Origin of the sequence: Streptomyces sp. CA-181903 (assembly GCF_050937075.1) — a bacterium.
GTDB lineage: Bacteria > Actinomycetota > Actinomycetes > Streptomycetales > Streptomycetaceae > Streptomyces.
Window position 1 is genome coordinate 2260497 of record NZ_JBNJLY010000001.1, and the last position, 12974, is coordinate 2273470.

Annotated in this window: 16 protein-coding genes and 1 pseudogene; 12 read left to right on the forward strand and 5 right to left on the reverse strand. The window is 69.3% G+C overall.

The annotated features are described in order from the left end of the window. Positions 1-4 precede the first annotated feature (4 nt). The 3 genes from ACQEVS_RS09890 to ACQEVS_RS09900 all read right to left on the reverse strand — a co-directional run bounded on the left by ACQEVS_RS09890 (position 5) and on the right by ACQEVS_RS09900 (position 1969). A complete protein-coding gene (locus ACQEVS_RS09890) occupies positions 5-493 on the reverse strand; it encodes a hypothetical protein (RefSeq protein WP_433018124.1) in 489 nt (162 codons plus the stop codon). 373 nt (positions 494-866) lie between these two features. Next, positions 867-1079 (reverse strand): DUF397 domain-containing protein, encoded by a 213-nt coding sequence (locus tag ACQEVS_RS09895; RefSeq protein ID WP_433018127.1) that lies wholly within the window; start codon positions 1077-1079, stop codon positions 867-869. A gap of 2 nt (positions 1080-1081) precedes the next feature. Continuing rightward, positions 1082-1969 (reverse strand): helix-turn-helix domain-containing protein, encoded by an 888-nt coding sequence (locus ACQEVS_RS09900; RefSeq protein ID WP_433018130.1) that lies wholly within the window; start codon positions 1967-1969, stop codon positions 1082-1084. Positions 1970-2453: 484 nt separating this feature from the next. Between ACQEVS_RS09900 and ACQEVS_RS09905 the strand changes: the two genes are divergently transcribed. After that, on the forward strand, positions 2454-2864 hold the full coding sequence (locus ACQEVS_RS09905; protein WP_433018134.1) for a DUF6415 family natural product biosynthesis protein: 411 nt from the start codon (positions 2454-2456) through the stop codon (positions 2862-2864). A gap of 693 nt (positions 2865-3557) precedes the next feature. Here ACQEVS_RS09905 and ACQEVS_RS09910 read toward each other — a convergent pair. Both ACQEVS_RS09910 and ACQEVS_RS09915 read right to left on the reverse strand, forming a co-directional pair. Continuing rightward, a complete protein-coding gene (locus tag ACQEVS_RS09910; RefSeq protein ID WP_433027407.1) occupies positions 3558-4643 on the reverse strand; it encodes an XRE family transcriptional regulator in 1086 nt (361 codons plus the stop codon). Between the two features lie 120 nt (positions 4644-4763). After that, positions 4764-5111, reverse strand: a pseudogene (locus ACQEVS_RS09915) (helix-turn-helix domain-containing protein); the annotation flags it as partial. Positions 5112-5178: 67 nt separating this feature from the next. Here ACQEVS_RS09915 and queC point away from each other — a divergent pair. The 11 genes from queC to ACQEVS_RS09970 all read left to right on the forward strand — a co-directional run bounded on the left by queC (position 5179) and on the right by ACQEVS_RS09970 (position 12963). After that, positions 5179-5883 carry a 7-cyano-7-deazaguanine synthase QueC gene (gene queC, locus ACQEVS_RS09920; protein WP_433018137.1) on the forward strand — a complete coding sequence of 235 codons (705 nt, stop codon included), beginning with the start codon at positions 5179-5181 and terminating at the stop codon, positions 5881-5883. Beyond that, positions 5880-6560: a 6-carboxytetrahydropterin synthase gene (locus ACQEVS_RS09925; RefSeq protein ID WP_433018140.1), complete on the forward strand. Its 681-nt coding sequence runs from the start codon at positions 5880-5882 to the stop codon at positions 6558-6560. Before queC ends, ACQEVS_RS09925 begins: the two co-directional genes overlap by 4 nt. After that, positions 6557-7276 (forward strand): 7-carboxy-7-deazaguanine synthase QueE, encoded by a 720-nt coding sequence (locus ACQEVS_RS09930; RefSeq protein ID WP_433018143.1) that lies wholly within the window; start codon positions 6557-6559, stop codon positions 7274-7276. Before ACQEVS_RS09925 ends, ACQEVS_RS09930 begins: the two co-directional genes overlap by 4 nt. Beyond that, a complete protein-coding gene (locus ACQEVS_RS09935; RefSeq protein ID WP_433018146.1) occupies positions 7260-7712 on the forward strand; it encodes a DUF6884 domain-containing protein in 453 nt (150 codons plus the stop codon). Before ACQEVS_RS09930 ends, ACQEVS_RS09935 begins: the two co-directional genes overlap by 17 nt. After that, a complete protein-coding gene (locus ACQEVS_RS09940; RefSeq protein WP_433018149.1) occupies positions 7709-8278 on the forward strand; it encodes a phosphoribosyltransferase in 570 nt (189 codons plus the stop codon). The genes ACQEVS_RS09935 and ACQEVS_RS09940 overlap by 4 nt, the downstream gene beginning before the upstream one ends. A 65-nt stretch (positions 8279-8343) precedes the next feature. Next, a complete protein-coding gene (locus ACQEVS_RS09945; protein WP_433018152.1) occupies positions 8344-9045 on the forward strand; it encodes a PIG-L deacetylase family protein in 702 nt (233 codons plus the stop codon). Continuing rightward, positions 9045-9764, forward strand: a complete 720-nt coding sequence (locus tag ACQEVS_RS09950) for a WbqC family protein (protein WP_433018155.1) — start codon at positions 9045-9047, stop codon at positions 9762-9764. The genes ACQEVS_RS09945 and ACQEVS_RS09950 overlap by 1 nt, the downstream gene beginning before the upstream one ends. Next, complete coding sequence (folE, locus tag ACQEVS_RS09955) at positions 9761-10363, forward strand: GTP cyclohydrolase I (protein ID WP_433018158.1); 603 nt, start codon at positions 9761-9763, stop codon at positions 10361-10363. Before ACQEVS_RS09950 ends, folE begins: the two co-directional genes overlap by 4 nt. A gap of 149 nt (positions 10364-10512) precedes the next feature. Next, entirely contained in the window at positions 10513-11061 is a 549-nt protein-coding gene (locus ACQEVS_RS09960) for a formylglycine-generating enzyme family protein (protein ID WP_433018161.1), read from the forward strand. After that, positions 11058-12164 (forward strand): glycosyltransferase family 4 protein, encoded by a 1107-nt coding sequence (locus ACQEVS_RS09965; RefSeq protein ID WP_433018164.1) that lies wholly within the window; start codon positions 11058-11060, stop codon positions 12162-12164. The genes ACQEVS_RS09960 and ACQEVS_RS09965 overlap by 4 nt, the downstream gene beginning before the upstream one ends. A 334-nt stretch (positions 12165-12498) precedes the next feature. Next, positions 12499-12963, forward strand: a complete 465-nt coding sequence (locus ACQEVS_RS09970; RefSeq protein WP_433018167.1) for a hypothetical protein — start codon at positions 12499-12501, stop codon at positions 12961-12963. Positions 12964-12974: the final 11 nt, after the last annotated feature.

The following is a 12974-nucleotide window of genomic DNA, read 5'->3' on the forward strand; positions in this document are numbered from 1 at the left end:
GCGCTCAGCGGGGCCGGCTGACCCCGGCCATGTAGGCATGGATACCGCGGCGCTGGACCGTCTCACCGACGATGATCTTGGCACCCTTCGGAGGCAGCGGGATCTTGCGTTTCTTCCTTGTCGACTGGTCGCCGCCGATCAAGTGTCGGTTGTCCACCTTCTCTGCACAGTCCTCGCCCCTCACCTCGTCGTACGGACGTCGGCAGCCCCTGCAGTACACCTCCAAGGCGTCCACGCGTTGTCCGGCGGTCGTCTTGAAGCTGCCGCGGAAGTCGGCGATGCTCGCGACGCGTGCTTCGACCTGGATCTCAGCAGCGACGACCCAGGTGTGCGAAAGATCCTGGGGCGGTTCGGAGGGCGCGGGTGACGCCGCCTTCGTCTCCACCTTGGCCACCGGCGCCTGTGGGGCCAGGGCGGGCTTCGACGGGAACAGCGGCTCCTGCCAGAACGCTCTGCCCGCTGCCGGTGAGAGGGGAGCAGTAGCCGTCGTCACCCATTCCTCCGCGCCGTGTCTGGTGGGGTTGACACAAACGCCAACCCCTTCATAACGCGGAACGTCGAGCGGCCCTGATCTGTTACACCGGCCCGTCGACGACCGAGGTTGCCGCTGGGGATCTCGGACTCGGAGTGTGCTCAGGAAGCCCCAGGAACTTCACCCACGGGGCGGCAGCACCGGGACAGGGGCTTGTGGCGGGCGTCGTCGGGTATCGAACGGTGAAAGATCGGCATGCGCGGGATCGTGGTGGCGTACTGCCCTTACGGGAGACCACGTGCCTACACTGCCCTGGTCCGGACACAAGAGCTCTCCCCTCCTCAAATCCCCTGAGGAGGGGAGAGCTCAGCGCGCGATGACGGTTACCGAGTTCCTACAGCGTGCCGTTGAGCATGCCGGAGCGGAACGCGGCCCATTCCTCCGCGGTATACCGCAGATCGGTGCGGTCAGGGTTCTTGGAGTCGCGGACAGCGACGCCTCCACCAGGAAGGTCGGCGATCTCGACGCACTGGTTGCCGCCGTTGCTTGCGTTGCGCCATTCAGCGCCGCTCAGGTCGAGGGCGTACAGGTCTTCCTTGCGATCCATGTCTAGTCCTTCTCCATGATCTTCTTGATGATTTCCCGTGAGTCATCCACGGGAAGTGCTGTGGCAAGAATGCGCTCGAAAGCCGTCTCGAAGACCTCTACGTCGTCCGTGCCCTCGACGAAGTAGCCGCCTTGCAGATTTTCGAGGTTGATGACAGTGGGCCAGGGGTGTGGAAACCTCACCACCTCGAAGAGACCCATCATCCCGGGGTTCGGCGGCATCGACATCGGCATGATCTGTACCGTGACGTTGGGCAGATCGGAGATTTCCAGCAGATGGCGGAGCTGGTCGCGCATGAGGTTTGGCTGCGACGCGAAACGTTGATGCAACACCGCTTCGTGAATGACAGCCCAGAAGCTGAGCGGCTGCCTGCCGTGGCGCGCGGTGAGCACGGCTTGACGCGCCTTGCGAACCTCCGCGAGCGCGTTGACCTCGTCGGGAGCGCGGTTGAAGGCGGTGGCAGCGATGATCTCCCGGGCGTAGGTGCCGGTCTGGAGCAGGCCCGGGATTAGGTTCGGGGAGTAGATGCGTGTGCTGTCGGCGTCAGACTCCAGCGACAGGTAGTCCTTGTAGTCGGCGGCGACAACATCACCGTAGGTAGTCCACCAGCCCCTCTTGCCGGCGTCTCTGGCCAGACCCTCGATGGCCATGAGGACGTCGGGCGCGTCCACGCCGTAGACGCCAAGGAGCTTGGCCGCTTCAACAGGTTTGATGTGAGCCTTGGCGTTTTCGATCTTGGACAGCTTGGTTCGATCCCAGCCCATGACCTCTGCAGCTTGATCCAGGCTCATGTGGGCACTCTTGCGGAACGACCGGAGCGCTTCGCCGAGGCGCCGCCGCCGGAGGGTCGGTTGAGCAGGTTGATTCGGCATGGACGCGTCGTCCTCCACGGGTGGTGAACTACCTTGCGCGGGTGCGCGCTTGGGCCTCGCGGGTTGCATTGTGCCCGCACCTGGTAGGCCAAGTCGATAGAAAGAGAATTCGGTATGTGCCAATCCAGGTAGCCAGGTTGCGAACCTCGGTTTTGAAGGGGCATCCTGCCGGAGCCAAGGTGATGCGCGCCACGGTTCGCGCTCATCCGGTGATCAGTGCGCGACGGGCCGTCGTCCCCCCGACGAGTAGCAGCGGCCCGCCCTCATCATCCACACCGCTCGTGCTGGAGACCCCCATGCCCCTGTCCCCTGGTACCGGCATGCCCGGGCCCGCCCCCAGGCTGACGTTGCAGCAGCGCCTGCACGCCTCCGTGAAGCCACTCGTACACCTTCCCGGGGACTGCCCGGGGGCGGCATTCGTGGCAGCGCACGGCGACCCGGCGAACTGGTCCGGGGAAGCCTGCGACGTTTACCTCGACCTCGTCCACGCCGAGGGTCTGCGATGACCGCGCCCGTTCACGACCGCGCCTTCGACGAGGCGACGCTCCAGGCCGTGATCCGCCGGGCGCTGGACCGCTTGCCACTCGCTGACACCGTGGACAACCTCATCGCCGCCCTGTGCTGGCACACCGAGCGCCTGGTCCCCGTCGTTGAGGCGAAGGACTGGTCCGCACACGGGCAGGGCGACCTCATCACCGCGATCACGAACGAGGTACGCAACAAGCTCGCCGCCCGTCCCGTACCCGGCACCGTCGCCGTCACCCGCGCCGTCTACGCCCAGGAACTCGCACGTACCTGCCGCATACTCCTCGGCCTGGCCCTCGCCGAACCCGGCAACGAGGGCACCGAACGCCGACACACGCTCGATGAGCACTCGCGCCGGCCGATCAGGCATCGAGCTGATCCTGCATGAGCGGCCCGGCGGCCACCACGCGCGGGTACTGGTGTGAGGTGATCGCGGAAGGACCGGTCTACGGCAAGAGCGAGAGGGCGCGGGTGATCCTGGGGACCTTCCAGACCCCGTTCGTCGGCCGGGCGCTGCGGTGGCTTCGCTACCAGGCGCTGCGTATCGCCGACGGACTCGATCCCCTACCGGATGCCACGTCACCACTGTGCGGTTCCCTTCGCCCGCTCGAATACGCAACCGCCGCCCAAGTGGGGGACGTTCCCGCGGAATTACGCGGTTGGGCAAACGGCGATCAGACTCGCCAGGTTGCGTACGACCAACTGCGCGGCGGAGGGCAGTTCGTTCTGGCCGCAGCCGACCACACGGGCAGATACGTCCTCGCCGCATGGCCTATGGACATCCCGGCGCCTCCTGAAACCCCGCCTACGCAACACGAACAGTCCATGAACTCCCGCTCTGGTCATCTGAAACACAGGAAGCACCGCCACAGGCTGGGCGGTCTCCTCTTTCGGTGATCAGAGTGGGCCAACCGTCCGCCGCTGGTCGGGGGTTTCCCGGGGCACCGGTAACCATCACGGCCGGATTGCCCAGCCAGCGGCGGACCGCTCGGCCCCACGCGTGGGGATGGGGTCGAGCACACCAAGGCCAGCCGACGAACCCTTCAACGAGCCTGACCAGCCGATGACCGCCGAGAGGTGATTAGCCGTGGACACCCGTGCGTGCCGCGAACTCCCGCATCCCCGGCAGGTTCGTCGAGGAGTACAGCAGGTCCGCGGTGAGGGCTTTCACCGACGGCCGTCGGACCTCTTCGGGTGCCTCGCGCTCGATCGCACGAAGCGAAGCGAAGGTGCGTTCGTGGTTGCCGAGCTGATGCCACATGCGGGCCGCGTCCGTGTGGAAGCGGGCTCTGCGCTCGGCAGTTGGGAACTCGCGGGGGTTGACGCGGCGGACAACGGCAACGCCCTCGTCGGGGACACCGAGTTTGTTGAAGACGCCCAGGCGAAAGGTCTCGCACTGCTCACGAGTGGCCTGGATAGTGACCTTCTTCAGTCCGGGTCCGTAGTGGATGCGCGCGCCGATGTCCTGGGCTTCGTCCACCATGTCGAGTGCGGCGGCGCGGTCGCCGTAATGGGCGGCGGTGTAGGCGCAGGTCAGCAACATCGCGGCATGGACGGCGCGGGCCTGCGGGGTGGGGTCGTCGGCCAACTGCCGGCCGGTCTGCATGAGCAGATCCACGGCCTGGCGGTGGCGCCCGGCGTGCCGCATGGCGACCGACAGCATGCGGGTCGCCTCGCCCAACGGCGCGGGCTGTCCGCAGGCGCGGGCGGCGGCGAGGGCACGGTCGGAGGCGACCCAGACCACCTCAGAGCGCTGCTTGACGGCCAGCTCGCCCGCGAGGCTGTAGCTGTAGGCCGCCAGTGCGCAGGCTTGCTCTCTGGCGTGGCCGACCAACTCCTGCCGGGTGGCGTCGGCAGCGGCGAGGAGCGCCGGCAGTTCGGCGCCGAGGATGTCGTAGCGGGCCCGCCGGAAGCCCTCACGTGCCTGCCGCAGTGCTCGTTCCAACCGGTCGAGAGGCACGGGGCCGGTGGGGGGCGGCGCGAACAGCGCCTTCTCCAGCCATGCGCCAGGATCGGCCGCCGGCCGGTCGGCCGCAGCGGCGGGGGTGCCGGTGACCACAGCGGCCCCGATCCCGACTGCCCCGTTGAGAAAACCCCTGCGCCGCACTGCGTCCTCCTGCTGGCCCTCGACGTCCCCTGTGGTCACCGTAACCGTCGCCGGGGCCACGAATGCGAGTGTTTCCGTATCACGTACCCGCTCTCGCTCCGGCGGGTGAGCCGCATTGATCAGGTCATCGGGTGGAATTCCCAGCACCTCTGCGATCCGTACGAGGGTGCTCGGCTGGGGCACAACCTCCCCCTTCTCGACGCGACTAATCCACGATTCGGAGTAACCGACGAGCGCTCCGAGCTGGGCCTGGGTCATGCGCGGCCGACGACCGTTTCGGCCGGCACGTATGAGGACCCCAAGATCAGCGCTTCGTGCTCGGTGCTGCACCTGGTCCGCATGGAAGACCATCGTCTCTCCTCGCCCGAGGACCTGTTCACGGTAGTCGCGCTTTCCGGGCTCCGGGAGGGCGCACGCAGAGAACTTGCCGATGTCGCAAGCCACTTGAAGGGCTCCGGCTTCGTGTGGCCGTGAGCGGATGCCCTGCGCAGACTCCAACGACAGAACCGCCACGCCGGGTGCATGCATCGGCCCGGATCAACCACGTTCCCGGCTCGCGGGCCGGGAGGAACGACTCGACGAATGAGGTAACGGGATGACTGAGCGCACGCCGCAACACGCCGTCGTGATCGCCTCTGGCGGCCTGGACAGCACGACGGTGGCCTACCTGCTGGCCTCCCGGGGAAGCCAGGTGAGCCTGCTGTCCTTCGACTACGGCCAGCGGCACCGCAAGGAGCTCGCGTCCGCGGCCCGGATCGCCGAGCAGCTCGGCGCCGCCCACGAGATCGTCGACCTGACCGGCGTGGGCCGCTTGCTGGGGGGTTCCGCGCTGACCGACAGCTCGATCGCGGTGCCCGACGGCCACTACAGCGACGAGTCCATGCGGATCACAGTCGTGCCGAACCGGAACATGATCCTGCTGTCCGTGGCCGTCGGGGCGGCGGTCGCGGCGAAGGCTGACGCGGTGGCCTTCGGCGCGCACGCCGGGGACCACACGGTCTACCCCGACTGCCGACCGGAGTTCTTCACGCAGATGTCCAAGACGATCCGTGCCGCGAACGAGGACCTCCTCGCCGACGGCTTCGAGCTGCTGGCGCCGTTCCTGGACGCCAGCAAGGCGGACATCGTGCGCACCGCGGCCGGGCTGAACGTGCCCTTTGGCCTGACCTGGTCGTGCTACAAGGGCGGCGCGGTCCACTGCGGGAGCTGCGGCACCTGCTCCGAGCGCCGGGAGGCATTCGCCGTGGCGGCCATCACGGACCCCACCGAGTACAGCGAGCCGCACGAGGTGACCCGATGACCAGCCATGGCCAGCAGGTCCGCTACAGGATCGGCAAAACCTTCCGCTTCGAGGCCACCCGCAGCGTCCCCGGCCACAAGGCTCTCGACGGGCACTCCTTCAGCGCCGAGGTCGTGCTGGGTGCCGACGAACTGATAGGTCCCGGCTTCGTCGCCGACTTCGGCGACCTTGCGCCGGTGCGGCAGTACATCGACGCCAACCTCGACCACCGGCTTCTCGACGACATCATCGGGATGCCGCCCACGAATGAGCGAATCGCCAGCCACCTGCACGCCTGGTGCCACGAGTACCTGCCGCCGCATGCCGCCGACCGGCTTGAAGCGGTGGTGATCCGCACGGGCCGCCCGCTGGCCGACGCGGTGACGTCCGTGGGCTTCAGTGCCTCGCATCATCTGGGCGGGCTGCCCGAGGGACACCCGTGCGGCCGCATGCACGGGCACTCGTACCTGGTCAGCCCGACGCCCGGGAGCATCCTGCCGCCACAGGTCCGCACCTACACCACCTCGGTGCTGGCCGGATGCGTCCTGAACGACGTGCTCCCGGTCGAGCCCACCTCCGAGCTGCTCGCCCAGCACCTCTTCGAGCAGGCCCTGGCCGCCGGCAGCCCGCCGCTGCCGGGCATCAGGGTCTCGGAGACCACCTCAAGCTGGGCCGAGTTCACGGCCGGTCCACGATGACCGCGCCCCACGCCGCGGCGACCGAGCGGGGCCTGTGGGTCGCGGAGATGTTCGCCGAGACGGTGCAGGGCGAGGGACCGAGTACGGGGGTGCCGGCGGCGTTCATCCGGCTCAGCCGTTGCAACCTGACCTGTCTGCCGTGGTGCGACACCCCCTATACCTGGGACACCAGCCGCTTCGACCTCGCCCGTGAATCCCACCGGGCGGCCGTGGCCGACCTGCTGGCCTGGGCGTTGCCCCGGCCGGAGGAACTGATGGTGATCTCCGGTGGGGAGCCGCTCATGCAGCAGCACGCCATGCTTCCCCTTGTTCAGGCGCTGACCGACAGCGGCAAGCAGGTGGAGATCGAGACCAACGGTACCTACGTGCCGTCGAAGGCCCTGATCGAGGCCGGCGCCCACTTCAACGTCTCGCCGAAGCTGGCCAACAGCGGCATGCCCCTGGCGAAGCGGATTCGCTCGCGGGCGCTGGAGGCGTTCGCGGCAGCACCGCGCCGGACGTTCAAGTTCGTCGCCTGTGAAGTCGGCGATCTCGACGAAATCGATGACTTGGTAGCTCGGTACGGCCTGAACCCGGTCTGGGTGATGCCGGAGGGCACGACCGCCGACGCCGTTATCGAAGGCATGCGCGCCCTGGTCCCCGGGGTGGCCGTGCGCGGCTACCGGCTCGCCACCCGCCTACACGTGCTGATGTGGGGTGATGAACGTGGCCGCTGAGCGGCCCGTGGGCGGGCTGGTGATCGTGGGATGCTCACGCCGCAAGATCGTCACCTCCCGGCCGGTGCCCGCCTTCGACCTGTACCAGGGCTGGTGCATCCCGCTGCTGAGGAACCGCATCGGGCCCGCCGTCTCGGAGCGTCAGCGCGTGCTGATCTTCTCCGCCCGGTACGGGCTGATCCGAGCTGACGAGCTGGTCTCCACCTACGAGCAGCCGATGACGCTCGGACGGGCCAGCGCCCTGCGTGCCCCGGTGCGCCGTGCGCTGGCCCGGCACCTGAAGGCGTACCCGACCCGGGAGGCGTTGGTGCTGCTGGAACAGCGCTACCTGGACGTCATGGGCCTGCCCGGGACACCCGTCGTCCACGCGATCAACAATCCCGTCGCCCACTTCGCCGAGGCCCACCGCATCCTCGATTCCTGGAGCTGGCCATGACCTCTGCCGAGAGGGTTTTCGAACGCCGCAGGATCTGGCGGCTGTCCGACGAGTCCTTCCTCCACGCCGCCCACCTGATCGCCGAGGCGGAAGAGCCGCACCGCCCCCAGACCGTGATCGGCATCGCCCGGGGAGGCACCCGCCTCGCCGAAACGGTCGCCGAGCACCTGGGCGTGGACGCCGTGGTCGTGACAGCCCGGCACAACACGAGCGATACGTCCGTACTGCCGGCCACTGGCCGAGTGCACCTCGACGGTGACCAACCGTCGCTGTCCCGCGTCGAGAACGGAAGCCGACTGCTGCTGGTCGACGACATCGCCGGCTCGGGCGCCACCCTGCGCGCCGTCACCGACTGGCTCATCGATCGGCTCCAGCCGACCATCCTGCGGACGGCTGTCCTGTGCCGCAATCAGGGAACCGATCTCACCCCGGACACCTGGGCATGGGACGTCGCCGACTGGGTGCGCTTCCCCTGGGAGGACGGCTCCGGTCTCGTGACCGAACCGCTTCCCGCCCTGACCGTGCTCCAACGCCGCGAGAACAACTTCCCGCCCAGCCCGCGCTAAGGGCCCCAGTCGGCGCCCTGCGCCCACCCGTCACCCTTCCACGGAGATACAAGAGGAGGCAGGCCATGACCCTTGGCCTGAAACCCGGCGACCGCGTTCTGGTCGTGGCGCCCCATCCCGACGACGAAACCCTGGGGGCCGGCGGCACCATCGCCCGCCTCACCGCCGAAGGCATCGAAGTTCACGTCCTCGCTGTGACCTGCTACGCCCTTCCCCGCTGGGGGCAGCCCGCCAGCACCGAACAGCGCCGGGAGGAATTCGAAGCGGCCTGCGACGCGCTCGGTGTGGCCGGCCGGGGAATCGCCTGGGCAGAGGACGAGCGTGCCCGTCACCTCGAAGCCCACCTGACCGAACTCATCCGGCTGATCGAGGACGGCCCCGACCTTTCGCTCAACGCGCTGCGGCCAACCGCTCTGCTCATGCCCGGCACCGGCGCCGTCCACCAGGAGCACCGCCTGGTCCACCGCGCCTGCTACGCGGCAGCCCGTCCCAGCGGCACGACCCGCCACAGCCCGGACATCGTCCTCGGCTTCGAAGGCCCCGAGGACTACACCTGGGGCACCAGCCCCGAGCACCGGCCGATCCTCGTGGACATCACCGACAGCGCCCCCGCCAAGGACAAGGCCCTGGGCTGCTACCGCCGGGAGATGCGCGATGCCGCGCACCCTCGCAGCGCGGAACGGATCTGGGCCATCGACGCCGCCCGGGCCGCGGCCCTCGGCACCGAGCGCGCGGAAGCCTTCTCCGTCTACCGGATGGCCTGGTGATGAACGAATCCGCTGTGCTCGTGCCGCACCAGCCCGCCTACCTGCCGTGGCCGGGCTACTTCTCCCGACTGCTGGACGTCGACGAACTCCTGCTCCTCGACCACGTCCAGTTCACCCGCGGATGGCAGAACCGAAACCGCGTCCGTGGCACAGGCGGCCACGGCCCGGTGTGGCTGACGGTTCCCACACGCCACCGCTTCGGCCAGCCCATCAACGAGGTGCGTCTGGCCGACCCGGCATGGGCTCGCCGGCACTGGCGCACCCTGTCCTACACCTACGCCCGCGCCCCGTACTGGCCGGCCTACCAGGACCAGCTCGCCTCGCTCTACCAGAAACCCTGGGAACACCTGGCGTCACTGGACGTGGCCCTGATCCAGTTCCTGCTGGATGCCCTCGGGCTACGGGTGAGCCTGGTGTACTCCAGCAGCCTCCAGCCCACCGGTACGCGCACGGACATGCTCGTGAACCTGTGCGAGCGAACCGGCCGCCGCATCCTGCGACTCGGAGTAGGAGCGCCGGCCTACCTGGATCTTGAGCTGCTGCGCGCCCACGACATCGACCTGGAGATCGCCTCCTACACCCCCTCGCCCTACGGCGCGGCCAGCCAGGAGTGGACACCGGCTCTGAGCGTCCTTGACCTGCTGCTCCACGAAGGCCCCGCCGCCCTGGACGTACTCCGCGCCGGCGCGCGGACCGAGAGGAAGGCCCTGGTCCCATGACGAATTCCAAGGTCCTGCTGCCCCAGCCCCGGCGCGTGAACACGGCGCGCGTCGCCGAGCTGTACCGGGAACTCCTGGTGGAGCTGGGCGAGGACCCACAGCGCGAAGGGCTCGTCGGGACGCCCGAGCGGGTGGCCGCTTGGTGGGCCGAATTCCTGGACCACGACCCGGGACGAACCGACACCGTCTTCCCGCAGCAACTCGCAGCAGGGGCAGATCAGATGGTGGTCGTAGGCGGATTGCACGCGTGGAGCCTGTGCGAGCACCACCTGCTCCCGATGCACCTGGTGGTGACGGTCGGCTATCACCCCGGCGCGCAGGTTCTGGGTCTGTCGAAGTTCGCGCGCATCGTCTCCGTGCACGCGCACCGCCTTCAGGTCCAGGAACGGCTCGTCGACGCGGTCGCTGAAGAAGTGGCCAAGGCAACCGGGGTCGAGGACGTGGGCGTGGTGGCCGACGGCGAACACCTGTGCATGAGCATGCGCGGCGTGCGCGAGCAGCAAGCCCGCACCGTCAGCTACAGCTTCCGCGGTTGCTTCAGCGGACCGGGACTCGGAGACCGTCTGCTGGCTCTCTCCCGCCCGGGAGGGCGCCGGTGACGACCACGGCGCCCAGACAGGGCCGTCTTTCGCCGACGCCGCGCCCGCGCGTGTTGGGAAGCGAGCGATCCAAGGCGTCGAGGAACGTACCTGCTGCCTGGAGCATCTCCACGGTAGCCGCCCAGGCGGACTCCGTGCAGTGGATTCGCGTGAATGGGGGCCATCTTCCCGAAGGGGAATGGCACCGCCCCCAGGAGGTACCGGACTTGTGGTGGTCCGCGACCCCCCTGGCTGGCCGCGGCCTTCCCCTGACCGGGTTGTCGCTCCACGAGGCGGTGGCACTCGCCGCGGCGCTGGGGGGCCGAGTGCCGACGACGGCCGAGTGGGAGTGGATGGCCTCCGGCGGACAACGCCGCTACCCCTGGGGCGACGAGAGCCCCAGCGTCGAGCACGCCAACCTGCGGAGCCTGGGCCCCGGGTGTTGCACCGGGGTCCACCGGCACCCGGCCGGGCGCACCCCGCACGGTCTGTGGGACGTGGCCGGCAACGTCTGGGAATGGACGACCGCCCCCGGACGCCGCGACGGCGTCGCCCTGCTGCGCGGCGGCTCGTACCACTCCCTCGCCCATTACGCGGCCTGCACCCACGCCAACGACGTGCCGCCCGACCTGCGGTCCCACGGCATCGGTATCCGCATCGTCCGCGATCCCTCACCCACTGCCAGCCACGGCACGACCCCGAACGGAGAGCCCCGGTGAACATCGCCTTCGTCCTGCTGACCCACAACCCCGACGAACCGGCCGGGATCGAGCGCAGCATCGCCTCCCTCGCCGAGGGCCTACGCGAAGCCGGCCACCACCCGCTGATCATCGCGGCCGGACCCGCCAATCCCATGGACGACAGCAGCCTGCTGCGACTGTCCACTCTGACCCTGCCCCGGCCCGCCCGGGAGGAAGACCTCCTCGCCCTGCTCGCCGACCCGACGCCGGTCGAGCGCGAAGTGCGGCACCTTCTGACCACGCACCGCGTCGACCTGGTCTGCTGGGCCGATGCCGTGTGGGGCCTCGGCTACCTCAACCCCGCCCCGGTCGGCGTGCGCACCGCGCTGATGGTGCATGTGCCCCGGGCCGATAAAGCGATGCACCAGAGCCTCGCGCACCGCCCCCGGGCCGTCATCACCACCGGCGACTTCATGATCCGCGAGATGGCCGACACCGGGCTGGACACCAGCTCCTGGCACACCGTGCCCAACGCCCTCCTGCACCAGACCCTTCCGTCCGGCCCGGCCGAGCGGGAACAGCTCCGCCACTCGGGCCCGGTACGGATCGTGGCCCGCGCCGAGCCACAAAAGGGCACCGCCGAACTGCTGGCCGCCTTCCCCGACCGGCTCGGCCGGCCGGTGCAGATCGTGCTGGCCGCCGCCGGATTCGAATACTGGCCCGGCATGCAGAACCAGACCATCGAGCAGTGCCGCGAACTGGCCGCCGGATTGCCGGAGGTGGAGCTCCTCCCGGCACTGCCCTGGCAGCAGGTGCAGCCCTTCCTGGCCAGGGCCGCGGCCACGCTGGTCGGCTCCACCAGCCCCGAGACCTTCGGCAATGTCGCCGCCGAGGCCCTGTCCGTCGGCACCCCCGTCGTCGGCTACCGGCTCGGTCACCTGCCCGACCTAGTCGGGCAGGGCGGGCGGATGGTCGACTTGACCGACGGCCCGAAGCACATCTGGCGCACCCTTGCGGAACTTCTGGACGATCGGGAGGCATACCACGCCGCCGCGCAGCTCGGCCCCACTCAGGTCGCCCCGTTGGCACCCCGCGCCGTCGCCGAGACCTTCCTGACCGCCACGCTCGGGGAAAAGCCGTGACGGGCACGATCGCCGCGCACTCGCTCATGCGGCAGGTCACCGAGGTCAGCAGCCTGAAACGGGCCGCCCGCCAGTGCATGGACCGCACCGGTGCCCCCGGCGTCGACGGCATGACCTGGAAGGAGTTCCGCCAGGACCTCCCCGCCCGCCTGGATGCCCTCTCCCACTGCCTGCGCGACGGAACCTGGCGCCCCGCCCCGGTGCGCACAGCGAGTTTCGAGGCGTGGGGGAAGGAGTACCAACTGAGCATCCCCACCGTCGGCGACCGTGTCGTTCACCGCGCGGTGCGCAACGCGGTCGAGCCGGTCCTCGAACGCGACGCCTACCCCCGTGGATGTTCGGCTGGCGTCGACGGGCCGGACGACCGCTGGCCATCGCCGCGGCCGCCGGCCACCTGGCCGCCGGGCGCGTCTGGGTGGCCGACATCGACGTCGCTGCCGCCACCCGCGGCGTCACGCTGGAACAGGCCGTCACCTCCGTGGCCCGCTTCATCCACGACGGCACCCTCCTCGCGCTGCTGCGCCGCATCCTCACCGCCTTGCCCAACCCGCTCGCCCCCGGCAGTGGCCTGACCCCGATGCTCACCAACCTGCGCATGGCCCCCGCCGACCACGCCCTGGCGGACCTGGAGGTGGTGCGGCTGACGGACAACTACACCGCCTTCTGCGCCACGCACGCCGAAGTCGAGACCGCCTGGCAACGCATCGTCGACGCCCTCGCCGCTCACGGCATGAGCCCCGCGCCCGCGAAGTCGAAGATCTGGCGCCCCAACCCCGAAGACCTCTACGCCGCCGGCTGACCACCAGGAGC